This is a genomic window from Vallitalea maricola (genome assembly GCF_036985595.1).
GTDB lineage: Bacteria > Bacillota > Clostridia > Lachnospirales > Vallitaleaceae > Vallitalea > Vallitalea maricola.
Genome location: NZ_BTPU01000025.1, coordinates 103,026 through 126,488, shown reverse-complemented (window position 1 = coordinate 126,488; position 23,463 = coordinate 103,026). Strand labels below are relative to the sequence as shown.

Below are 23,463 nucleotides of genomic sequence, written 5' to 3'. Positions count from 1 at the left end.
TTACATAACATATATTAAAAAAGCACCTTATACAGGTGCTTTTTTTCGGTCCAAAAGTAATATTTGGACCATTGATGAATATAATATTATTAAAAAAGTGTTTGACAAAATAAAAATATTTGTGTAATATTATAAAAGAATTATTATTAATAAATATTAAAAAAGGAGGTAGAGTTATGTTAAATAAAATAAGAATAGTTAAAGACATAAAAAATCAATTAATCAATGATAATAACTTTGATAAATATGAGATGACCCTGCCTCAGATAGTAGATTAGAATTTATCTATTTATATGATACGTGAGCCATGGGTTATGTGCCTATGGCTTTTTTGATATTTTATATTAATTGACCATGGGATAATTATGCCATGGTTTTTTTATTTTCTAATCTATTATTTTGAGGTTTGTAAGGAGGATTAATATGAAGAGAGTTTTGCATTATATGAGGAAATATTGGTATTTGTATTTCTTCGGAAGTATTGCTTTATTGAGTAGTATAGTTTTAGACTTATTTACGCCTATGATAACAGGAACAATAATTGATGATGTTATTGAGGGTGGAAATATAAGTATATTCAAAGGTCTTATAACTGGGCTTATTGGTATTACTCTAGGTAGGGCTGTACTGGGATATATAAAAGAGATAATGTTTGATTTTGCAGGTTCTAATATTATATGTGGGCTTAGACAAGATTTGTTTGATCATATTCAAAGCCTTTCACTTGGATTTTTTGATAGAAAAAATACAGGGGAATTAATGTCAAGAATCAAAGATGATGCTGATAGAGTCTGGGAAGGTATTAGTTTTGGACTCATGTTATTTATAGAGATAATAATATATTTTGTTATAGCAACAATTTTTATGTTTAGAATAAGTGCTAAATTATCATTACTAGCGTTTATAACATTACCTTTTATTGCTTATATGGCAATCTTGTTGGAGAAAAAAATAGGGGCTACATATGAGAAGATTAGTGAACAAAATGCTACCCTTAATACAACAGCTCAAGAGAATATAGCTGGTATAAGATTAGTTAAGGCGTTTGCTAGGGAAAGACATGAAATAAAGAAATTTTTAGCACATAACGAAGGTTATTACAAATTGAACATGGAACAAGCAAGAATATGGTCAAGATTTTTTCCTAGTATTGAGATGTTGACTAATATATTGCCAATACTAGTTATCGTATTTGGTGGTTCAATGGTAATTGGTGAGGATTTGACAGTAGGTACTCTGGTAAAATTCACTGGTTATATGAATATGGTAATTTGGCCAATGAGGTCATTTGGATTTCTTAGCAACCTAATGGCAGAAGCAAAGGCATCAGCTAAGAAGATAGATAAAATATTTGTCGAAGAACCAGAAATCAAGAATGCAAATAAACCTGCTAAGTTAGATAAACCTAAAGGAAAAGTTGAATTTAATAATGTATCGCTTGAATTAGATGGTAAGAAGGTTCTTGATGATATCAGTTTCAAGATTCTACCAAGTAAGACTCTTGCTATCATGGGTGCTACTGGCTCAGGAAAAACATCTATAATCAATCTTTTGGAAAGATTTTATGATACAACAGATGGAGAGATATTGATTGATAACGAAAGAATTAATGATATTGAATTGACTAATTTGCGTGAGAATATCTCTGTGGTTATGCAGGATGTGTTTTTGTTCTCAGATACTATAAAAGAAAATATTAGTTTCGGGTATGGTGATTTATTAGCAAACGATGTAATAATCAATTCTGCACAAAGTGCAAAAGCAGATGATTTCATTGAACATATGGAAGAGGGATATGATACAGTCATAGGTGAAAGAGGTATTGGTTTATCTGGGGGACAGAAACAAAGAATTAGTATAGCAAGAGCTTTAGCCAAAGAATGTAAAATAATTATTTTTGATGATTCCACATCAGCTCTTGATATGAAAACAGAACACAAAATTCAAAAAGAAATTGATAAGAAAGATGATATCACTAAGATAATAGTTGCTCATAGAATCTCAGCAGTAAAAAATGCAGATGAGATTATTATACTTGAAGATGGAAAGATAGTGGAGAGAGGTAACCATGATTCTCTTATCAAAATGAAAGGCCGTTACTACGACACCTTAAAAGAACAATACGAAGGATATGCGGTATAGAATTTTATGACTGGTAAACATGTAGAAAATATTCGGAGGTGTTAATATGGCAGTAAATAACTTTAGAGAAGATGAGCAATCAAAAGAGGAATTGAAAAAAGTAACAATACTAAGATTGTTCAGTTACATGAAGAAATATAAAAAAGAGATTATTCATGTATTAATAATCATGGGTTTAATAATCACAGTAAACGTATTGAATCCTATATTAATGAAGATTGCTATTGATGATTATATTAAAAAGTTTAATGCTAAAGGGTTATATGTTATAGGAATAATTGCAATAATAATGAATTTGATCAGTAGATATTGTATGAAGAAAAGGATTGTAATAATGTCAAAGGTTTCCAATAGGGTACTAATGGAAATACGACAGGAATTATATGAACATCTTCAAAAATTATCCTTTAACTTTTTTGATAATAGACCTGTAGGTAAGGTATTAGCAAGAGTCATAGGAGATGTTAACTCATTGAAAAGTGTTTTGACAAACAGTGTCATTTCACTAATTCCTGATTTTGTAACATTGATAGTTGTACTTATAATCATGTTTGTATTAAATGTAAAACTTGCCTTAGGTGCGTTAGCTTTATTACCATTTTTAGTATTTGGTATGTACTTTGTACAGGTAAGAGCACATAGAAGGTGGCAGATATTCAGGAAGAAAAATTCTAATATGAATGCGTATACCCATGAAAATTTTTCTGGTATACGTGTAGTTCAGAGCTTTACAGCTGAGCAATATACAAGTAAGACTTTTAGGGAATTATTAAGAGAACACAAAAGGTCATTTATAAATGCTGTGAGGCTCAATGATATATTCTGGCCTATGGTTGAAATATCTTGGGGTATCGGTACAATCATGGTTTTCTTGATAGGGGTAAATTTATCTTCTAAGAATGAAATAACAGTTGGTACATTGATTGCTTTTACTACTTATGTTGGTATGTTCTGGCAGCCTATAATGAATCTAAGTAACTTTTATAACCAGCTGATAACTAATATAGCAGGAGCTGAAAGGATTTTTGAGATATTAGATACTAAACCTGATATTAAGGATATAAGCAATGCAAAAACCATGCCTTCCATAAAAGGAAATGTTACATTTAATAATATTACATTTGGATATGATGAGAAGGTTAAAGTGTTAATGGATGTTTCTTTCAATATTAAAGAAGGTGAGACAATAGCGTTAGTTGGACCTACTGGTGCAGGTAAAACCACTATAGTCAATCTATTAAGCAGATTCTACGATGTTAATGAAGGAACAGTTAAAATAGATGGTATAGATATTAGAGATGTATCTATTGAAAGTCTGAGAAGTCAAATGGGTATCATGACACAGGATACATTCTTGTTTACTGGAACAATCAAGGATAATATAAGATATGGTAAACTTGATGCCACGGACGAAGAGATAATAGAATCAGCTAAAGCTGTTCATGCCCATGAATTCATTATGAAACTTGAAAAAGGATATGATACAGCAGTTAATGAACGAGGTACAAAATTATCAGTAGGACAAAGACAATTGATTGCTTTTGCTAGAATCATGTTATCTAAACCTAAGATTCTTATCCTTGATGAGGCAACTTCAAGTATAGATACACATACGGAAAGATTAGTACAAAAAGGTATTGAGGAATTACTTAAGAACAGAACCTCTTTTGTTATTGCTCATAGATTATCAACTATCCAGAAGGCAAATAGAATATTTGTTGTTGATAAAGGGAATATACTTGAAAGTGGTAACCATGATGAATTAATGAATCAAGAGGGTATCTACTATAATCTTTATATGGCTCAATTTGAAGCTATCAGCTAATCATCATTTATGATTAAGGGCAGAATATCTACTATCTTAAGATATTCTGTCCATAAATATTTATTTGAATAAAATATAAAGTTATTTGATAAAAAAATATGTATAATTTTATTTACATGCATATACTAGTAATAAGAATATATGGATGGTTTTGGTATGAAATTAAAGGATAAGTTGGGATATCTTCCTTTGGTGATTGTTGATTCAGGCTATAGTCAACAGATTTATGGTTCTGATGGGTTGGCACTACCTATAGTGAAGGATGACAATTATATTAAACGTAGGAAATTTAATAATGATATTATGAATAAATTTATTGAAAAAGCTAAGAATTTGAATTTTATAGTATTGGATGTCTCTCCTGAAGAATATGATATGTCATTGGAAATACGAATAAATAGAGCTAATGTGAATTATACTACATATTTAAACAAATACGACGATATCTCAGGTGATAGGGTATCTGTTTACATAGCATTGCAATATGACCCTAAGGCTTGTAACTGGGATGATACTGATAATAGTCTGAAAATCTTATATTTAAACAATGATACTGAAAGCAGGAACCTAGCTAATTTAATCAATAATCAATTTGATAATATTAGTGGAGGTATAAAGGCTTCAAATAACTATGTTCTGAAACACTTGAATATGCAGGGAATATTAATTGATGCAAGTTTTATGGATCTGAAGGAACAAGTTGATTGGATGCAGGATGAAGATTTTATTGATGACATGGCAGATAAAATCTTGTTAGGGTGTCTACAGTATTTTGGTATCAAAAATATTGAGGATGTAATTCCAGATTCTAACCTTAGTGTTGATAAAAGAATAAAGAAGTTACAGGAGAAAGTCGATAAATTAGATATGAGAATAACTTTGTTCGAAGAAAAAATTACCGATTTTGATAAATTCATTTAATGAAAATTTATAAAGCTATCAGAATTTTTACTTATGTCTTAATTTCTACTATGAAAATTTCTTGTTAGATAGTATAATAATAGATATAGAATTAAACTTCCTGAACATTAGATGATAGCTATTTATAATTATTTATAAAAATATGTATTTGGGGGGATTTTATAGATATAAAGGTATAATGATTTTTAAACAAGATCAATATATTATCAATGGAGGAAAGAAAAGAGATGCCTAGAAAAGAGGTAGTAAAAGAGCTTGATAAAGAACAGAGGATAAAAAAACATAATAATAAAACTAAAGGTAAGACAAAAGAAACAAAAGATATTCATCGTAAACCAAAGGTAAAACAAAAAAGAGTTAACAAAAATCAATGGCTTAAGAATATAGATGATGAAGAATATTATATATGATAAAAAAGGGTATTTGAAAAGGTGATTTTTTGAATACCCTTTTTAATATATTAAAAAGACTTTTGATATTTTATCAAGTATCCCTAGTATATTTTTTATCATAAATTAATTGCATATTGTAGGAAATATGATATAATAATATTAATTAACAAATAATAATTATTAATTATGGTTTGTATATTGTAATATAAATATACAAGGGAAAAGAGGGATAATATGGCTAATTGGTTTTTAAGTCTGGATCCAGTAATACAAGCTTTGATAGGAACATTATTTACATGGCTTTTAACTGCTTTAGGTGCATCGCTTGTATTCTTTTTCAAGACAATAAATAAAAAAGTTCTTGATGGTATGTTAGGTTTTGCGGCAGGTGTTATGATAGCAGCAAGTTTTTGGTCATTATTAGCACCAGCTATTGAAATGACTGAAGAATCTTCTTCTATACCTTCATTCATTCCAGCTTTGGTAGGATTTTTGGCAGGAGGAGCTTTTCTAGGGATAGTTGATAAGATAATGCCTCACCTACATAGAGGAGTTTCCACTGATAATGCAGAAGGTATTAAGACCAGCTGGCAGAGGAGTATTTTATTAGTTCTTGCAATTACTCTTCATAATATACCAGAAGGGTTAGCTGTAGGAGTCGCTTTTGGTGCAGTAGCGGCAAATTTACCATCTGCAACGATTGCAGGTGCAGTAGCGCTAGCTATTGGTATTGGAATTCAGAATTTTCCAGAAGGGGCCGCTGTTTCTATCCCCCTTAGGAGAGAAGGAGTGTCGAGAAGAAAAAGCTTCTTCTATGGTCAAGCATCTGGTATTGTAGAGCCTATAGCAGGTGTTCTTGGTGCATTAGCAGTCATAGTTATGAAACCTATTTTACCATATGCTCTAGCTTTTGCAGCAGGAGCTATGATATATGTAGTTGTAGAAGAATTAATACCTGAGTCACAATATGAAAAACATTCTGATATAGCAACAATAGGTACTTTGATTGGATTTGCTGTAATGATGACATTAGATGTGGCGTTAGGTTAATTAAGTAGGTTTATAGCATAATTCTATCTTTTAATCCCGATAACTCACCCCTTCCAAACACATATAAGGATTTTATAGATAGAATTTTGCTAAATTTCTATTTGAATTAGATTTCTAAGTAAAGTTTATTTGAATTATCTCTTAATCAGCTATAATGATTTCATATGGATTAAGTTTGATATTCTCTAGTTTGAAAGGACTGTATTTTTTTCTATGGGTACTAAACAAAACATTATAGTTCTTAGCTATATTAATAGGACAAGGAATTGTTTTACTAGAAAAGTTAAGTATTATTATGCATTGTTCTTGTTTATAAGTTCTTTTATAGGCAAGGATTTTATTTGGTTCTTGTATCAGGAATTCTATATCACCATTTGATAGACAAGGTGTATTTTTTCTAAACCATATTAGTGAGCGATAAAAAGATAATAATGAGTCAGGGTCATCTTTTTGGCTTTCAACATTTTTATGTGTATAATCTTTATTGATAGGAAGCCATGGAGTATTATTAGAAAAACCCGCATTATCGGTATTGTCCCACTGCATAGGTGTTCTTTCGGAATCTCTGCCTTTGATTATAGGCCATCCCTTAATACCTAGAGGATCTTTCAGTGAATTTTTAGGTATTTTTTCACAGGTCATTCCTATTTCTTCACCATAATATATAAACGGAGTTCCTTTCAGGGTAAGTAACATAGCAGCAGCAACTTTGGCTCTTGCATCAGAGTCATTACCATGTTTGTAACGATAATAATGTCTTGGTTGGTCATGATTGCTAAGAGTAAAATTCGGCCATGAATCAGTTGGTAGTAGATTATACCAATCCATTATACTATTATAGAATGATTTTGCGCTCCATTTTTGGAATAAGAAGTTAAAGTTGAAAGCCATATGCAATTCATCATTATTAGAACCGTGATATGATACTGCTTCTTTCACGTCATTGGTATAGATTTCTCCAATAAGGACTTTATCTTTGTACGTATTAGTGATATCTCTAATCTCTTTACATATCTGATGACTTTCTGGTTGATTTCTATCATATATATGTTTTTGCAATGAAGGAGGAGAAAAGGATATTTTCCATGGATTATTCCTTAAACTCTTATCTTTTATGTACCAATTGACTACATCCATTCTAAATCCATCAATACCCATATCAAACCAATATTTTATTACATCATACATAGCTTTTTTTAGGTCTTTGTTTCTCCAATTGACTTCTGGTTGATTTTTAGTAAATGTACCTAGATAATATTCGTTGGTTGTTTTATCAAGCCACCAAGCATTATGTAATTCAAAGTAAGATATCCAGTTGTTAGGACGTTTTTTATCAGCTGGCTGCCAAAGATACCAGTCTCTTTTCACACTATCTTTGCTTTTGCGGGATTCAATAAACCAAGGATGTTCATCGGACGAGTGATTAATTACCAGGTCCATAATAATTCGTATGTTACGTTTATGAGCTTCTTGTAAAAGAACTTTAAAATCATCTAGGCTTCCAAACATTGAATCAATATCCATGTAATCACTAATGTCATATCCAAAGTCCTTCATAGGAGAGGGATATATTGGTGACAGCCATATTGCGTCAATTCCTAGAGAATTTTCTGTGCCATCATTGAGATAATCAAGTTTTCTTGTTATACCTTTGATATCGCCTATACCATCTCCATTACTATCCATAAAACTTCTAGGATAGATTTGATAGATAACCCCATTTTTCCACCAAGTATCAGTTTTTGGTGCTCTTTTCCCCATAAGCTTTACCTCCCAAATTTGCCTTAATTATAAATCTACCTAGTTTAATTGTAATTATGTAATTGTGATACGTCAAATATTATAAAGATAATTTGTATGAGGTATATAATATTAAAGACATAAGAATAATAGTCTTATTTCACTAAAATTGCAGAAAAAAATGTCATTATAATTGACATTTGTAGTTGCCTCTGATAACTTTTATATAAGAGTATATGCTACTTATTAAATATATAATTTCAAGAGGACTGCAAGGATGTGATTACGTGAAAAAACTAGGTTTCAGATTAATATTATTGATTTTGCTAATATCTATGCTGGTTTCATTTACATATATAAGAAATAAAGAAGATATGATACCAACTATTTCAAAGGGATTGGATACATCTCCCATTATAATTATCAAAAAGGATAATATACTATATAATGTAATGTATCCATATGTGGATAAGATGGATATGCTGACAGGAGATTGTTATACTAATTTTAATTCTGACCAGGTAATAGAATTGTATATGACTATTACTTCAAAAACGGGTAAAGTATCTTATGAAATCATTGATACTCTTACAGGTAAATCTGTGATTAAATCAAATATTAATAAAAGAAACATTATTATTAAAGATGATCACACTATTGCTAACTTAATCATTCCTAAGTTAGATAAAAAGGACTATCCTTATGTTTTAAATATAAATTATAATGACAGAGGTAAAACATCCTTAAGATACTATCAACATTTTTATTTGGATGACAATAACATAATTGATGAGATTAATGAAAAAGTTATGAAGTTTCATAATGCCACTTTTGACAAGAATAAGAAAATGATAAGTAGTTTAGTAACTGGGACAGGCACATCAGAATCCGGTTCATTTAACTATGTTAACAATAATTCACAATTAGATAATATTATATGGAATTATGATAAAGACATTGTAAAGATGAATGAACCAATAATCCGTATAACTAATATTGATAATAATAACAGCATCTATCAGGTACAATTAGCTTACACAATAGCAGTAAGAGCAAATCATGAATTTGAATATTGGGATTTCGTTGAAAAGTATGAAATTGTAGGTAGAGAACAGGTAAGAATAAATTCTTTTGAAAGAAAAGGATATACTAAAACTGATCCTTATTTTGACAAAGCTAATAAACAAATAATAGTCGGTTCTGGAGATAATGATATTATAACTTCCAAAGAGCAATCTGATAATATGAGATTTTATTCTTTTGTAAAAAACAATCAACTATGGCTTTTTGACAATACAACCAACAAACTAACTAAAGTATTTGGTTTTGATAAATTAGATAGCGATTATATTGTAGATAATTATAATACTCATAAAATAAAGATTAACAGCCTAGATGATGAAGGTAATATTAATTATATTGTATATGGGTATATGAATACAGGAAAATATCAAGGGGATAATGGGATTGCATTATATGAATTTAATTATTACCTAGGAAATAATGAAAACTTAGGTTTTGTCAATTTACCTTATGGATTTGATAAGATGGATTATTATATCAATAGTTATATTTATAGACCAAAAGGCAATAATCTAATGTATACTATTTTAGATGGAGGGCTATATCAATTTAATTTTGCTAATAGAAGTGTTGTTAATATAACTGATGATATTCCATTTAATAAAGATAATATTACTATCACAAGAGATAGAAAAGCAATCTTCTGGAATGAAAATAGTAACACCAAATTGAACAAAAATGTTAGAGGTATAATTATAAACGGTAGTTCCGCAGAAGAAGTTAACATAAATGATGGTGCATATAATAATAATCTCATAGGCAATTATAAAGATTATATAATTATAGGTTATTATGATGTACATGAGACTATAGAAAAGTTAAATGGGGAAGTAAGCTATTACTATGATAAAGTACAAGTATTGGACTCTACAGGTAAAGTTATTCAAGAATGTATACCGACTAAAGGGAATTTTTATTCCAGTGTAGAAATCTCAATAAATGGGATTAAATTGACTACGGTAAAAAAAGTTGAAACAATCAATGCTAATCCTAGATATTCAAAAGTAAAAACTCAAACAGTTAAACAAGAGGAATTTGTTTTGAATACCAAGGATAAGGAAATAACTTACATAATAGATACAATAGAATCACCCCTAGGATATGATATAATTACAATTAATAGCGATAATTTTAAAGAGTGTGATGAAGTTGAGAAGAAAAATACTGTTAAGAATATATATCAAGGCAATAAAAGAATAAAATATAACCCTGCTTCTATAGATGAGCATTACCAATTAATAAATCAAGGTAAGATAAAAGCTGTTTATGACAATATAACTCAAGCATTAAATGCAAAAAAAGAGTATGGATATAATTCTTTTATTTTAAAAGCTGATAAAGATAATAACAAAATAATGTATCAAAATGACTTTAGAAGTTCTATGAAAATACAAGGTATACCTGTTATTCCACAAAAACCAGAGTTGCCTAGAGGATGTGAAGTAACCAGTCTTGCAATGTTGCTTAATCATTATAGGACTGATAAGGTGGATAAGATGCAGTTAGCCAATGAGGTAATTAAAGATAACACAAAATATACTATTGTTGATGGAATGATTAATTTTGGAGATCCACATTCAGGATTTGTTGGTGATATAGCTAATGTAGCCAATAAAGGATATTCTGTTTACAATGAACCAATAGTGGAACTAGCTGAGAAATACTCTTCTGATATTCTTAATATATCTGGAAGCAATTTTGAAGATGTCTTATATTACGTAGGTACAGGTAAACCAGTATGGGTAAGCTCGCCTAATATATATAATAAAGTACCAATGTCATCTATTCAACAGTGGGTGACCCCTAATGGTATCATGGAAATAAGTTATACATCACATTCAGTACTTGTCATAGGGTATGATGATAAATACGTTTACTTTAATGACCCATCCAAAAATATGTTGAGGAAGAAGCCAAGAAAAGATTTCAAGATTGGCTGGGAAGATATGGGGAGACAAGCCATCTTGATTTATAAGTAGAAGGTGATTAAATATTGAAAAAGGGTATAAAATTAATAGGAATAGGAGTTATATTACTTATTGCTTTTGGGATTTATAATAAATATAAACATGATGATGTGTTTTATGTTTTTAGACCGTCAATCAATATAGAAACTATCAGCTGTGTATATGATTTGGACAAAGATGGATTAAACGATCAAGCAGATATAATTGAAGGTGCTAAAAAAGAGGTTAAGAATCATACAAAATATAAAAGTGGTTATTATGCAGGAGGATATCCTCCAGAAGATGAAGGAGTGTGTACCGATGTAATATGGAGAGCTCTTGATAATGCAGGTTATATCTTGAAAGATAACATGGATAAAGATATAGAACTAAACCCTGATGATTATCCAAGAATTGATAAGATTGATACAAATATTGATTTTAGAAGGGTAAAGAATCAATATGTTTTCATGAAGAAATACATGACTAATCTACCTATAGAAGTTATGCCATATGATAAGAATAATCTTACTCAGTGGCAGGGAGGAGATATTGTGATTTTATCTCATCCAGACCATATTGCAATCATCTCTAATAAGAGAAGGAAAGATGGTGTACCGTATGTTATACACAATTCCTATAATTATCCAAAAGAAGAGGATAGATTGCTGAAATGGAGTGATGGTAATAACATTATAGGGCATTTTAGATTTGTTAATATTGAAATTTGAAGGAGCTTTATATGAATAAATTATTATTGGAATTGAAAGATTATCTAAGAGAAAAATATAAATGTCATATTATCATTTTATACGGTTCATATGCAAGAGGAGATTTTACTGAAGAGAGTGATATAGATATTATCTGTTTCGGGGATGATATAGCACACTGTAATGATACTCAGATATTTAATGGAAAGCAGTTGGATGTTTGGATATACGATACAAAACAGATGAATGAACCAGAAAATTATCTCCATATATTAAATAACAAAATATTACTAGATGATAAAGGGATTGCACAAGATTTTATAAATAAGATACAAAAAGTATATGATGATGGACCAGCCCGACTAGATGAAGGGAAAAAACAATTTAATAGAGATTGGCTGCTCAAAATGTTTAGAAGGACAAAAAAAGGTGATGTAGAAGGCATGTATAGACATCACTGGATGATTAAAGAGTCATTAGAAATATATTTTGAACTACAAGGAAAATGGTTTCTAGGAGTAAAGAATTCATTGAGATGGTTACAGGAGAATGACGAAGAAGGATATATACTATTTAAGAATGCGTTTGAAGGAGAAGCAGGTAGTGAAGAATGTAGAAAGCTTATAGAATATATTGTAAGTAAATAGTGTTATAAATTAAATAGGATTAGGGACTGTTGAATTGTTATATGAAAATATTAAGAAAATGGAATATAAAAAACATACATTAATATCTATTATAATAGTAGTTTTATATGCTATAATAGATTACATATTTGTTATATCCAACACTTCATTAATCTAATTTTCAGCAAGTACTTATTGATTTTGTAAATTCCCAGTATTTACCTAGTGAAATATCTATATCTCTAATGTAAAGTATAATTAAAAAAAACTTGCGTGGTGGGACATATGTTATTTAGAATTAGAGAAATTAGAGAAATTAAGAATTACAACAAATCACAGTTAGCCAAAAAAGCTGGAATATCCAAAGCAACAATATCCAAATTAGAAAATTATAAAGAATCACCTACAATTGAGACATTAGAGAAAATAGCAAAAGCTTTAGATGTTAAAGTAAGTGATTTATTAGTTGAAGATTAAATGTTTGCATAATGTTGATTATAATAATCATAGTCAGAAACCCATAGATGCTTTTTTATGGTAAAATGTACTTGACAGCGCTGTAGCAATAATGATAGTACTTAGTTGTTGTAAGGTTTTATGCTACTTAGTCCGGACTATACAAATACAGGGGAAATCTAAATCGACCATGTGTTTAATAATGATGTTTATATATCCTTATGTATGTTTAACTTTTATCTATAATCTTTAAAACCCAAAATCCCAAGCTATTTATCGACTAAAACTATAAATCAACTAATAAAATTAGTATTATCCTAAATTCAAAATAGAAATGCAGATTATCGCTTAAACACTAGGTTTATCAATAAATTATTCGAGAAATGCACAAAACCGTAGATTATATATTACTAATTAGTGAAATTATAATCTACGGTTTTTCTTCTCTGAATTCTAGCCGAACCCCAGACGGTTACTATGTACTGCGGATTGTCTGGGGACGGCTCTATCTTATTTCTTAACTTAAATATGAATGATGTGAGATTGCTACCCTCTGGAGCATTCTCATAACCCCATAAGCTTTCTCCATTTTCAGGAGGTAAAGGTTCTGGCAAAGAAAGGGGTCTAAATGATCCTTAAATGTAACAACTATTATTTTCCCATTTTACCACCTGCCTTTATTGATATAGCAAATTCAACTTCTCTTATATCATCTAAGTTCTGTTCGGCGAATAACAGCATATGAACTGATACCTAAAACACCTACCAGTACAAGTAAGGTCAATACTGGAAAAAAATAATTGATTGTTCCATTTCTCATAAAACCAAATGCTTTCAGCATCAGTGCTACTATATTGTTCACAACCTCGCTTGAAAGAACAAATCTAAACAGAGCGACAATTAATAATACAGCACCGCCAAGGATAACAGTTAAATAAATAGACAATGTTTTCCCAATTTTATTTATTACAAGGACGCCAAGATATAGCAAGGTACAAATAAGCATATAGGCAAGGAACAGCCATAACCAATTTACTAAAACATTTCCATATCCATATATGCTGGAATATAAAGATAGATAATTATGCTGTAAATAATGTATCACGTTTCCCATTATGGTATCAAACAATGCCATTATTCCTGATATAAACGCAAACATAGTAAGCGAAGCAGTAAAAATATATTTACGGGTAAATCCATTCTGTATCAACATTTTGAAATCTTCCTTAAAACCTAATACACCTAAAATACCAATATAAATTAAGGTATTCATTTCAAGAGCATTTGTTCCTAGATCTTCAAAACTTCCCGTGCTAATTCCAATAATTAGAGTAATAAGTGTAACTATTGAATATTGGATAGCGTAGAAATACCAGATATATTTGAATGAAGTTGTACACTCATATTGAATGATTGTTTTTAATTTATTCATATTAGTTACCGCCTTTCTCTGTAAGCTTGACAAACAGTTTTTGTAAATTCATGTTTGAAGTCTGTAAATTACTTCCCTGAGGAAACTGTGATTTTTCTCCTACTACATAGGCGAGTTTCAGACCACCTATTTCATCATAGCCTATCACATTTTTATCTTTACAATAATCGTCAATATCTTTTGCCACACCAGAAACGCAATAACCCGTTTCTAATAGTCTTTCCACACTTTCTTGCAACAGTACTTTCCCATTGTCAATCAAAATAACTTCCTCAATAATATTTGCTACTTCTTCAATCAGATGGGTTGCGATAATGATTGTTCTCTCGTTACTTTCATAGTCTTTTAACAGCATATTGTAAAACAACTCTCTGTGGTTAGCGTCCAAACCTAATACTGGTTCGTCGAAAATCACATACGGTACATTAAGAGCCATAGCAACCGTTAATTTAAAAATGGACTGATACCCTTTTGACAGTTGCTTAAATTTTTTGGTGATATTGAGATTAAATTTATCCGCAATCTGTAAAGCCTTTTCTATATTGAAGCTGTCATAAAAGCGGTTTATCCATTTAAAATGGTCTTTGATTTTTAAGCTCGTATCGTATAAATCAACTTCACTCATACAAAAAATTTTTTCATGGACTTCCATATTTTCCTTTGCAGGTACATCATCAATCAAGATTTTTCCTTCGTCAGCAAAAATACGGTTTGCTATAATATTGATGAGCGTTGATTTTCCAGCTCCATTTCTTCCTAAGAAACCATAAATTTTACCATACTCAAAAGAAAAAGAAACATTATCAAGTGCAGTAACATCATTGTATCGTTTTGTAATATTCTTAATTTGAATTGCGTTCATTTTCATAACCCCTTTCTATTAATTTCATAATTTCTTCTTTGGTCATTTGCAATTTTGATGCTTCTTCAATCAATGTTGCAATGTACTGATTGTAAAAGTGACTTTGCCTTTTCTGGCGTATTTTTTCAACTGCGCCGTTTTTCACGAACATTCCTAACCCTCTTTTCTTATAAATGATTTCATCATCTACCAGCATATTCATTCCTTTTAGAACTGTATGAGGATTAATATGTAGCAGAGCTGATATTTCATTTGTTGAGGGGATTTTTGTTTCCTCTGGAAATACGCCTGTAAATATAGAGTCCTCAAGTTGTTCTGCAATCTGAATGAAGATTGGTTTATCTATATTTGGATTAATATTCAATTATATCACTCCTTTGTTTGTTTGTTAGTCAAGTAACTAACTACATTACACTATTAATATAGCCGATTATGGAACAAGTGTCAATACTTTTTAAAGAAATCATAAAAATAATCAGAGATATCGTGCAAATTCATACAGAAATGTACGTTTAACTATTCACCTATAGTCTTTCAGTTGATATCTTTACAAAGCGTCAATTCAAACTGTGAAATCTGTGCTGCCTCTGTCTGATTGTCAATAAACTTCACATTACCAGAGGTTCAAAGAGTATTGCGTGAATATGAAGATGGTTATAAACATGAAACAGTAAGAGAATATGATTGGTCAAGTAGAGAAGTTTTTATGGAACACTTATTAGACCTATTTCGTATGAAAAGTATACATATATTAGAATTATAAAAAAACGACAGTTCAGTTAATTAGTAATATAATTGAAAATTAAGCTGCATTATGATAGAATTTTGCTAAAAAAACAAAGTCTTATTTATTGATTATAATTGGATTATCTGATAGTATTAAATGAGTATTTAAATATCTAAAGATGAGAGGTAGATAAAATGAATAAACATTTCTTAACACTAGGTTTGATTTTTGTAGTTATGTTAACTGGATGTAAGGATAATGAAGGTATTACTTATGAAACAGAAATATCACAAGTAGTTGAAAAAGAAATTGCTACTATAGAATATGAAGAGCTAGAAAAGAAATTAAATAATGCTAAAATAAAAATAGAGGAATTAGAAAAACAAATCGTTGATCTAAATAAACAGTTGAAAAACACCGAAAACCAAGAAAATATTGATGGTGATTTACCTACTAACTATGAATTAAGAATCATTACTGTTGACGAAAAAGAAATTAAATATATTATTGATAAAACCCATATTGCATCACAACCTATATCAATCATAGGTTACAATATTGATCGAATGGTTGAGAGTTATGAAAAAATACAGATTAAAGGATTAGGTGAAGGAGAGCATTTTAAAGCCGAAGTTATTGGTAGTATTTATGACTTTCAATTAATAGAGCTTAAATGGAATGAAGAAACTGATAACCTAGATGAAGTAAGAGTGATAGATGAGTTAGAAGAGGTAAGAAATCAAGCAGTATATATTGAAACATATTTATCATGTGGCATGCCTAACCAAAAAATAAAATGGAAAGATTCAACAGGAAATACCCATGAGATTTATTTGGCTAATGATGGTTATGGGTTTGATGGGTCTATAATATGGTCAGAATAATATGTAATTAGGATTAGTGCATACAGAATGTAATCAACCCCTAGAAAGTAGCCAGAAAAAAGCGTTTGATATTACAAAATTATTAGAGAAAGCAAAAAACTTGTAGATGATGGACAAGCAAAGAAAATAGTTTTAATTATTTAATAACTAAAAATAAATCTAATTTTTATTGCATATAAGATTAATATTTGCTAATATTATTAATATAGATACTAACAAATCAGATAAAGAGGTGAGGCATATGCTATGGTTGATTATTATATGGATAGTTTCTGGCATATGGGTGTGGATAGATAGTAAACATCATAGGAATGATAATATTATATGTTCACGATCATTAGTGTTAATGGGACCATTAGGAGTAATAGTATATTTACTTGGAAGAAATCCACACAAAAGTATTAATTAGTACATAGGAGCCTTAAGAAGGCTTCTTATTTTGTACTTATAATAAGTATATAAAGTACACTTAGTGCAGTATCGAATATTAAGAAGCACCTAGATCATGAGGGAATTTTACCAAAAAAGCAAAAAAAATAGATGTAAGGACACATTCTCAAGAGAGGAAGGAGTCTTTACATCTTTGTTTGTGTTCAAATGTCAATTTAACGCCATTGAAATGAGGGGTCAGTTCATACTATTTACCAACATTTAAGGTCTTAAGGAAACTCTCTGCGTCAATAAATTTTAGTTCAGAATTTTCCCAATCTGTTAAATCTACGGTAATTATCACATCTTCACTGACACGTCTATATGATAAATTCTCTATATCAAGATTATATGTACCATCTTTCATGTTTAAAGCTATTGAATTTCCAGTATCATCCCAGTTCATAATAAAATAATCCTGGTACGCCAACATCATATATCCAGCATAATAATTTAATCTATAATCGGTTACTAATTTTTTTTCAAGGGTATTTACATCAATACGTTTAGTAGAATAATTATCCTTCTTATCTAAATAATATAATTGACCATCATTATAATATATTTTATAGGATAAACAATCTTTAAGAAATATTTCTGGTTCTCCAGAGGGCTTCATTCGCATTATATTTTGACCATAAGCATTACTTGTGAAATATATATATTCGCCATCTGTATCCATAGTAAATATATTGACATCTTCTAGTATTGCTTTTTCTTCTGTACCATCTTTATTGATTTGCCATAAAGTTCCTCGTTGTACAAAACCATCTTCTCTTTCTAGATCAACAAAATTCATGTAGTATATAGTATCTCCTATAATTCCTAACGTATATGCTTTATTCTCAGATATTTTAGTACTAGTTCCATCATTATTAAGTCTATATATTCTATATCCTGTATCTTCATTATTATAATAACACATATCACTCATCATGTTTACATAATATATAGGTTCATCTGTAGCAACCCCCACTGATTCTGTAGGAGTGATTAATACTGAACTTTTAGCGTTATCCCAACCTACCTCATAACCTAATGCTTGCATTACTACTCTGATAGGTAAATAAGTTCTGCCATTTTTAACTAAAGAAACAGTATCATTATATATGATTCTCCCATTTTTTATGATATAGTTTTTATCTATTGGTACTTTCACAGTAATATCATCTTTTTTAGCTATTGCTGTTCTATTCTCATCATCCCATGATATAACAGCACCTGCTTGTTCTAATGTGATTCTAAAAGGTACTTGTGTTCGATTGTTCTCATCAATAAAAGGCATACCACTATCTTCTGTAAATATTACTTCTTCTCCATCTACAATTATTTTCGCAGTGTTTGCTGTAGCGTGAAGCGTAAGTCCATATTGTGGTAATGACAGTAATATGAACATAGATAAAACCATAGCTAATCTTCTTTTCATAATCATTTCATTATCTCCTTCTACTTGTTTTAATACTTAATATCATGTTTTTTTGTTAGATTCAGGTAATGTGATTTTACTGAAAATCTAATGAGTTACTTACATATTTTAGCATATGTATGTTACTGATTCAAATATTTTACTACAAATATTTAATATCATTTATTAGCATTAAAAAAAAATTGGAATAAATGGACATAGGGATATTATTGATTATTATTAAATTGTCTGTTAACATTAAATTTCGGGAAGTATATAATATGTTATTTTTTAATAAAGGAAGAATACAATACGAATATTAAATTGATAAAGGAAGTTATAATATGGAAAAACAACAAATTACCATTCAAGTTAGTAAAGAACTGCTAAAAGAATATGAAAAATATTATCCAGATGTATACAAAGGGCTAGAACTAGGTATAAGGGCATGGATTAGTATACGACGTGATACGATTAATGAAATGAATGGTTTTTTTACAAAAGACGAAGTAAAGTTTCTAATTGAATTTGTAAAAGATATTGATCATATAGAATATTACTATGATTTGTCTATTGATCTTATAATTACAGAAGAAAAATTGTCTTGTAGAGATATAGAAAGTATAGCAAAAAGGCATAATATTAACTATCATGATTTCTGTGATAAAGTACGTAATATTGGAATGGGTAAATCTACTGCTATACTTGATTGGGCAAACGCTTATTGGACTAATGGAACGTTTAGAAAAATAACTATGGACGACTATATAAAAATTCTCACTGAAAAATCCAAAGGGCGTAAAGTTTTAGATAAAATAAACAAGGTCTATTTTGAGAATAAGAGTCTAGAAGAAAGTGAAATAAATAGACGATTGAAAGAAGCAGTTTCAGAAAGTGATATAAATGTTTTACTTGATGAATTACATATAGATGACTAGTGAATATAAAGCTTTAATATACTGTGCTTAATAGTGTAATCAATGTATAAAATGATTGTAATAGGGATATTTATAAATAATATCAAAATTAAAAATATCATAAATGTCCTTTTTTAATAAAGGGAAATATGCTATTATTTTATTGTCAGTTCGAAACCATCCTGACACTAAACAAAACTAGGGAGGAACATAAAAATGAATAGAAGTACAAAGTTTTTAACGCAAGCAGGTTTGATTGCGGCTATTTATATTGTACTCACATTAGCTTTTAGACCAATAAGCTTTGGAGAAGTACAAGTTAGGATAGCAGAGGCACTAACAATATTACCATTCTTTACACCAGCTGCCATTCCTGGATTATTTGTAGGATGTTTACTTGGTAACTTTTTAGGTGGTGCAATAGTCTACGATATAATATTTGGAAGTTTGGCATCATTACTATCATCAGTGCTAGTATATATGCTAAGACGATATAAATACCTAGTACCAATACCACCAATAGTAATCAATGGTATAGTAGTAGGATCAATCCTTAAGTATGCATATGCAGTACCATTACCATTAATATCACTAATGATATTTGTTGCTATAGGACAGACTATCGCTTGTTATGGTCTTGGATTACCGCTCTTGCTTTTTTTACAAAAGAATAATATATTCAAAAAAAATTAAAAAATAGTATATCATTATATCTAATGCTACAGATATAAATTAAATAAGTAATACTAAATTCTAAAGGAAAAAAAGCGCTAGATAGCGCTTTTTTAATATAATATTCTCTTGTATTCTTTTTATTTAAGATTCTCAGGATTTAAACACTCAAGTTCTGGAACTACAAACATACCATCTTTTCTAATAAGCACATCATCAAAATAAATTTCTCCACCGCCAAAATCAGGAGTTTGAATATATACTAAATCCCAGTGGATAGCTGAATGGTTTTCATTATCACAGTCATCATATGAATTACCAGGTGTAAAGTGGATACTACCCATAATCTTTTCATCAAATAAAGTATCTTTTAGAGGATTTAAGATATAAGGATTAACACCAATAGCAAATTCACCTATATATCTAGCTCCTTCATCTGTATCAAGTACAGCATTGATTTTTTCTGTATCATTAGCAGTTGCTTTTATAATTTTACCATTCTTGAATTCGAAAACAATATTTTCATAAGTAAAACCTCTATAAACAGCAGGTGTATTATAACTGATAACACCGTTAACAGAATCTTTAACAGGCGCTGAATAAACTTCACCATCAGGAATATTGCATCCGCCATCACATTTAATAGCTGGAAGCCCTTTGATTGAGAATGAAATATCAGTTCCTTCACCAACGATTCTTACTTTATCAGTCTTGTTCATAAGAGCAACTAGATTATCCATAGCCTTTGACATCTTTCCATAATCAAGTGTACAAACGTTAAAATAGAAGTCTTCAAAATCTTCTAGACTCGTATTAGCAAGTTGTGCCATAGAATTGTTAGGGTATCTCATAACAACCCAACGAGTATCAGGAACACGAACATCTCTGTGTACAGGAGTAAAATGATACATTTCGTATAATCCTCTTTTGTCACTTGGAACATCACTTAACTCATTAACGTTATCAGAAGCTCTAACACCAATGTAACAATCCATTTCTCGCATGATCGTCAAATCAGATTCAGCCATCAAATCTATTTGTTCTTTAGTACAATTTAATAATAACTCTCTTTGTACAGATTCATCTATATGTTTTTCGAATGGAATACCTCCAACTGCGTAAATTTCTTTTATTAATTGTCTAGTAAGAGGTAATGTAGAATCACCAACATGCTGTATTAAAACCTTATCTCCTTCTTTGACTTTGCAAGAATAATTAACTAGAATTTTTGCTAACTTTACAATTCTTGAATCCATTATATATCCGTCCTTTCTTTTTTAAAATAGTAAACTTTTCTTGTGGTACACGGTAATATAAGAATCGTTTTTATATTAATTTCTATTCTTTTATATATAAACAACAATATTAAATTTTCTTTGTTTTTGCACCGTGAATTACTAATAAGTATAACATAATTAGGTAAAAAAAATAAGTTAATTGGTTATACTTATAATAAATATTATTTAGGAGACTTATAACTTTAATAATTTAAGTTACAAAGTAAAAAATTATTCATTTAAATATAAAAAAATTTGAATGACTATGGTATAATACCAATTAGAAAGTTTGAAAGGAAGGAGAACTATAATGAAATATACATCAGTTAAAGAATTATTTAGAAATACCAGCCAATATACAGATAAAGAAATAACAGTCTCAGGTTGGATAAGAAGCGTTAGAGCTTCAAAAGCCTTTGGATTCATTATTCTTAATGATGGGACATTTTTTAATAATCTTCAAGTAGTAATTAATAACGAATTAGAAAACTTTGATGAACTATCTAAGTTGAATGTTGGTTCATCAATTATTGTAAAAGGTAAATTTATTGAGACACCAGGTGCTAAACAACCTTTTGAAATGCAAGCAACAGACGTACAGATAGAAGGCGCATCAACACCAGACTATCCATTACAAAAGAAAAGACATACATTTGAATATCTAAGAACCATTTCACATCTTAGACCAAGAACTAACACTTTTGCAGCGGTATTCAGAATACGTTCTGTTGTGGCTCAGGCAATACATCGATTCTTCTCAGATAAAGGATTCGTATATGTTCATACTCCAATTCTTACAGGTAGTGACTGTGAGGGAGCAGGAGAAATGTTCAGAGCTACTACACTTGATTTGAATAGCGTTCCAAAAGACGAAGAGGGTAATATTGACAACAAACTAGATTTCTTTGGAAAAGAGACTAATCTTACAGTTAGTGGTCAGCTTAATGTTGAAACTTATGCAATGGCATTTAGAAATGTATATACATTCGGTCCAACATTCAGAGCAGAAAATTCTAACACTGCAAGACATGCAGCAGAATTCTGGATGATTGAACCAGAGATGGCATTTGCTGATTTGATTGATGATATGGATATAGCAGAAGAAATGATCAAATACATCATTACTTATGTTAAAGAAAATGCTCCAGAAGAAATGGAATTCTTCAATAAATTTATTGACAAAGGTTTGTCAGAAAGACTTGATAATGTACTTAACAATAAATTTGAGAGAATTACTTATACTGAAGCAGTTGAGCTTCTAGAAAAAAGTGGAGAGAAATTTGATTATCCTGTAAAATGGGGAGCAGATCTCCAAACAGAGCATGAAAGATATATAACTGAAAAAGTATTCAAAAAACCTGTATTCGTCATCGACTATCCAAAAGAAATAAAAGCTTTCTATATGAAGTTGAATGAAGATAATAAGACAGTTGCAGCTATGGACCTATTAGTTCCAGGTGTTGGTGAAATCATCGGTGGTAGCCAAAGAGAAGAAGACTACGATAAACTAATATCCAAGATGAAAGAATCAGGATTAAAAGAAGAAGATTACTGGTGGTATCTAGATATAAGAAAATACGGCGGATGCAACCATGCTGGATTCGGATTAGGATTTGAACGTATGATTATGTATATAACAGGTATGAGTAACATAAGAGACGTAATCCCATTCCCTAGAACAGTAAATAATTGTGATATCTAAAATAGTCTGCCAAGACTACCTTATATAATATAAACTCGTTTTTCCAATAGGAATTACGGGTTTTTTAATTTTATGCTGTAAAATTACCTGCTGAATTGATATATTAGGGGTGATGCCTCCTGTTATTGAAGTTTTTTCATATAATTATTGTAAATTAAAGTAAATTTGGCGATAATTATAATAAAACTTACTTGTTTTATAGGAAAACAAACTATATAATATACTCGTATCCAAATAAGAGTATCTATGATAGGAATAATTATTA

At 29.8% G+C, this 23,463-nt stretch carries 22 protein-coding genes; 15 read left to right on the top strand and 7 right to left on the bottom strand.

Going from position 1 to position 23,463, the window contains the following annotated elements; translation table 11 throughout:
• The first annotated feature begins 423 nt into the window (after positions 1 to 423).
• The 5 genes from AACQ14_RS08490 to AACQ14_RS08470 all read left to right on the top strand — a co-directional run bounded on the left by AACQ14_RS08490 (position 424) and on the right by AACQ14_RS08470 (position 6,330).
• Complete coding sequence (locus tag AACQ14_RS08490) at positions 424 to 2,142, top strand: ABC transporter ATP-binding protein (RefSeq protein ID WP_339363144.1); 1,719 nt, start codon at positions 424 to 426, stop codon at positions 2,140 to 2,142.
• A 46-nt stretch (positions 2,143 to 2,188) separates the two neighbouring features.
• Positions 2,189 to 3,967 (top strand): ABC transporter ATP-binding protein, encoded by a 1,779-nt coding sequence (locus tag AACQ14_RS08485; RefSeq protein ID WP_339363143.1) that lies wholly within the window; start codon positions 2,189 to 2,191, stop codon positions 3,965 to 3,967.
• 156 nt (positions 3,968 to 4,123) lie between these two features.
• A complete protein-coding gene (locus AACQ14_RS08480) occupies positions 4,124 to 4,888 on the top strand; it encodes an N-acetylmuramoyl-L-alanine amidase (RefSeq protein WP_339363142.1) in 765 nt (254 codons plus the stop codon).
• A 227-nt stretch (positions 4,889 to 5,115) separates the two neighbouring features.
• The gene (locus AACQ14_RS08475; protein WP_339363141.1) at positions 5,116 to 5,298 is read left to right on the top strand and encodes a hypothetical protein; all 183 of its coding nucleotides are present in this window, start codon (positions 5,116 to 5,118) and stop codon (positions 5,296 to 5,298) included.
• Between the two features lie 216 nt (positions 5,299 to 5,514).
• On the top strand, positions 5,515 to 6,330 hold the full coding sequence (locus AACQ14_RS08470; protein WP_339363140.1) for a ZIP family metal transporter: 816 nt from the start codon (positions 5,515 to 5,517) through the stop codon (positions 6,328 to 6,330).
• 141 nt (positions 6,331 to 6,471) lie between these two features.
• Here AACQ14_RS08470 and AACQ14_RS08465 read toward each other — a convergent pair whose 3' ends face one another.
• Positions 6,472 to 8,091: a glycoside hydrolase family 13 protein gene (locus AACQ14_RS08465; protein WP_339363138.1), complete on the bottom strand. Its 1,620-nt coding sequence runs from the start codon at positions 8,089 to 8,091 to the stop codon at positions 6,472 to 6,474.
• 266 nt (positions 8,092 to 8,357) lie between these two features.
• Here AACQ14_RS08465 and AACQ14_RS08460 point away from each other — a divergent pair, with 266 nt between their 5' ends.
• From AACQ14_RS08460 to AACQ14_RS08445, 4 genes are all read left to right on the top strand, one after another.
• The gene (locus AACQ14_RS08460) at positions 8,358 to 11,132 is read left to right on the top strand and encodes a C39 family peptidase (RefSeq protein ID WP_339363137.1); all 2,775 of its coding nucleotides are present in this window, start codon (positions 8,358 to 8,360) and stop codon (positions 11,130 to 11,132) included.
• Positions 11,133 to 11,146: 14 nt separating this feature from the next.
• Positions 11,147 to 11,830 carry a DUF1287 domain-containing protein gene (locus AACQ14_RS08455; RefSeq protein WP_339363136.1) on the top strand — a complete coding sequence of 228 codons (684 nt, stop codon included), beginning with the start codon at positions 11,147 to 11,149 and terminating at the stop codon, positions 11,828 to 11,830.
• An 11-nt stretch (positions 11,831 to 11,841) separates the two neighbouring features.
• Entirely contained in the window at positions 11,842 to 12,456 is a 615-nt protein-coding gene (locus AACQ14_RS08450) for a nucleotidyltransferase domain-containing protein (protein ID WP_339363135.1), read from the top strand.
• A 264-nt stretch (positions 12,457 to 12,720) separates the two neighbouring features.
• The gene (locus AACQ14_RS08445) at positions 12,721 to 12,912 is read left to right on the top strand and encodes a helix-turn-helix domain-containing protein (protein WP_339363134.1); all 192 of its coding nucleotides are present in this window, start codon (positions 12,721 to 12,723) and stop codon (positions 12,910 to 12,912) included.
• 389 nt (positions 12,913 to 13,301) lie between these two features.
• Here AACQ14_RS08445 and AACQ14_RS08440 read toward each other — a convergent pair whose 3' ends face one another.
• The 4 genes from AACQ14_RS08440 to AACQ14_RS08425 form a co-directional block, all read right to left on the bottom strand.
• On the bottom strand, positions 13,302 to 13,505 hold the full coding sequence (locus AACQ14_RS08440; RefSeq protein WP_423247990.1) for a winged helix-turn-helix domain-containing protein: 204 nt from the start codon (positions 13,503 to 13,505) through the stop codon (positions 13,302 to 13,304).
• A 95-nt stretch (positions 13,506 to 13,600) separates the two neighbouring features.
• Positions 13,601 to 14,323, bottom strand: a complete 723-nt coding sequence (locus AACQ14_RS08435; RefSeq protein WP_339363133.1) for a hypothetical protein — start codon at positions 14,321 to 14,323, stop codon at positions 13,601 to 13,603.
• A gap of 1 nt (position 14,324) precedes the next feature.
• On the bottom strand, positions 14,325 to 15,185 hold the full coding sequence (locus AACQ14_RS08430; protein WP_339363132.1) for an ABC transporter ATP-binding protein: 861 nt from the start codon (positions 15,183 to 15,185) through the stop codon (positions 14,325 to 14,327).
• Entirely contained in the window at positions 15,166 to 15,549 is a 384-nt protein-coding gene (locus AACQ14_RS08425; protein WP_339363131.1) for a GntR family transcriptional regulator, read from the bottom strand. Before AACQ14_RS08425 ends, AACQ14_RS08430 begins: the two co-directional genes overlap by 20 nt.
• A 231-nt stretch (positions 15,550 to 15,780) precedes the next feature.
• On the opposite strand from AACQ14_RS08425, the gene AACQ14_RS08420 reads away from it, so the two are divergent.
• From AACQ14_RS08420 to AACQ14_RS08410, 3 genes are all read left to right on the top strand, one after another.
• Positions 15,781 to 15,948, top strand: a complete 168-nt coding sequence (locus tag AACQ14_RS08420; RefSeq protein ID WP_339363130.1) for a hypothetical protein — start codon at positions 15,781 to 15,783, stop codon at positions 15,946 to 15,948.
• Positions 15,949 to 16,106: 158 nt separating this feature from the next.
• Positions 16,107 to 16,796: a hypothetical protein gene (locus AACQ14_RS08415; protein ID WP_339363129.1), complete on the top strand. Its 690-nt coding sequence runs from the start codon at positions 16,107 to 16,109 to the stop codon at positions 16,794 to 16,796.
• 241 nt (positions 16,797 to 17,037) lie between these two features.
• Positions 17,038 to 17,205, top strand: a complete 168-nt coding sequence (locus tag AACQ14_RS08410) for a hypothetical protein (protein ID WP_339363128.1) — start codon at positions 17,038 to 17,040, stop codon at positions 17,203 to 17,205.
• A 228-nt stretch (positions 17,206 to 17,433) separates the two neighbouring features.
• Here AACQ14_RS08410 and AACQ14_RS08405 read toward each other — a convergent pair whose 3' ends face one another.
• Positions 17,434 to 18,657 (bottom strand): stalk domain-containing protein, encoded by a 1,224-nt coding sequence (locus tag AACQ14_RS08405; RefSeq protein WP_339363127.1) that lies wholly within the window; start codon positions 18,655 to 18,657, stop codon positions 17,434 to 17,436.
• A gap of 317 nt (positions 18,658 to 18,974) precedes the next feature.
• Between AACQ14_RS08405 and AACQ14_RS08400 the strand changes: the two genes are divergently transcribed.
• A complete protein-coding gene (locus AACQ14_RS08400; RefSeq protein WP_339363126.1) occupies positions 18,975 to 19,568 on the top strand; it encodes a hypothetical protein in 594 nt (197 codons plus the stop codon).
• 195 nt (positions 19,569 to 19,763) lie between these two features.
• Positions 19,764 to 20,240, top strand: a complete 477-nt coding sequence (locus AACQ14_RS08395) for a QueT transporter family protein (RefSeq protein WP_339363125.1) — start codon at positions 19,764 to 19,766, stop codon at positions 20,238 to 20,240.
• Positions 20,241 to 20,359: 119 nt separating this feature from the next.
• Here AACQ14_RS08395 and AACQ14_RS08390 read toward each other — a convergent pair whose 3' ends face one another.
• Complete coding sequence (locus tag AACQ14_RS08390; protein WP_339363124.1) at positions 20,360 to 21,475, bottom strand: aminopeptidase; 1,116 nt, start codon at positions 21,473 to 21,475, stop codon at positions 20,360 to 20,362.
• 331 nt (positions 21,476 to 21,806) lie between these two features.
• On the opposite strand from AACQ14_RS08390, the gene asnS reads away from it, so the two are divergent.
• A complete protein-coding gene (gene asnS, locus AACQ14_RS08385; RefSeq protein ID WP_339363123.1) occupies positions 21,807 to 23,198 on the top strand; it encodes an asparagine--tRNA ligase in 1,392 nt (463 codons plus the stop codon).
• The last annotated feature ends 265 nt before the right edge of the window (positions 23,199 to 23,463 follow it).

What these genes read in the sequence shown, in the direction of transcription:
- AACQ14_RS08490 (WP_339363144.1), top strand. Translation starts at nt 424, where the DNA reads ATGAAGAGAGTTTTGCATTATATGAGGAAATATTGGTATTTGTATTTC.
- AACQ14_RS08485 (WP_339363143.1), top strand. Translation starts at nt 2,189, where the DNA reads ATGGCAGTAAATAACTTTAGAGAAGATGAGCAATCAAAAGAGGAATTG.
- AACQ14_RS08480 (WP_339363142.1), top strand. Translation starts at nt 4,124, where the DNA reads ATGAAATTAAAGGATAAGTTGGGATATCTTCCTTTGGTGATTGTTGAT.
- AACQ14_RS08475 (WP_339363141.1), top strand. Translation starts at nt 5,116, where the DNA reads ATGCCTAGAAAAGAGGTAGTAAAAGAGCTTGATAAAGAACAGAGGATA.
- AACQ14_RS08470 (WP_339363140.1), top strand. Translation starts at nt 5,515, where the DNA reads ATGGCTAATTGGTTTTTAAGTCTGGATCCAGTAATACAAGCTTTGATA.
- AACQ14_RS08465 (WP_339363138.1), bottom strand. Translation starts at nt 8,091, where the DNA reads ATGGGGAAAAGAGCACCAAAAACTGATACTTGGTGGAAAAATGGGGTT.
- AACQ14_RS08450 (WP_339363135.1), top strand. Translation starts at nt 11,842, where the DNA reads ATGAATAAATTATTATTGGAATTGAAAGATTATCTAAGAGAAAAATAT.
- AACQ14_RS08445 (WP_339363134.1), top strand. Translation starts at nt 12,721, where the DNA reads ATGTTATTTAGAATTAGAGAAATTAGAGAAATTAAGAATTACAACAAA.
- AACQ14_RS08435 (WP_339363133.1), bottom strand. Translation starts at nt 14,323, where the DNA reads ATGAATAAATTAAAAACAATCATTCAATATGAGTGTACAACTTCATTC.
- AACQ14_RS08430 (WP_339363132.1), bottom strand. Translation starts at nt 15,185, where the DNA reads ATGAACGCAATTCAAATTAAGAATATTACAAAACGATACAATGATGTT.
- AACQ14_RS08415 (WP_339363129.1), top strand. Translation starts at nt 16,107, where the DNA reads ATGAATAAACATTTCTTAACACTAGGTTTGATTTTTGTAGTTATGTTA.
- AACQ14_RS08410 (WP_339363128.1), top strand. Translation starts at nt 17,038, where the DNA reads ATGCTATGGTTGATTATTATATGGATAGTTTCTGGCATATGGGTGTGG.
- AACQ14_RS08405 (WP_339363127.1), bottom strand. Translation starts at nt 18,657, where the DNA reads ATGATTATGAAAAGAAGATTAGCTATGGTTTTATCTATGTTCATATTA.
- AACQ14_RS08400 (WP_339363126.1), top strand. Translation starts at nt 18,975, where the DNA reads ATGGAAAAACAACAAATTACCATTCAAGTTAGTAAAGAACTGCTAAAA.
- AACQ14_RS08395 (WP_339363125.1), top strand. Translation starts at nt 19,764, where the DNA reads ATGAATAGAAGTACAAAGTTTTTAACGCAAGCAGGTTTGATTGCGGCT.
- AACQ14_RS08390 (WP_339363124.1), bottom strand. Translation starts at nt 21,475, where the DNA reads ATGGATTCAAGAATTGTAAAGTTAGCAAAAATTCTAGTTAATTATTCT.
- asnS (WP_339363123.1), top strand. Translation starts at nt 21,807, where the DNA reads ATGAAATATACATCAGTTAAAGAATTATTTAGAAATACCAGCCAATAT.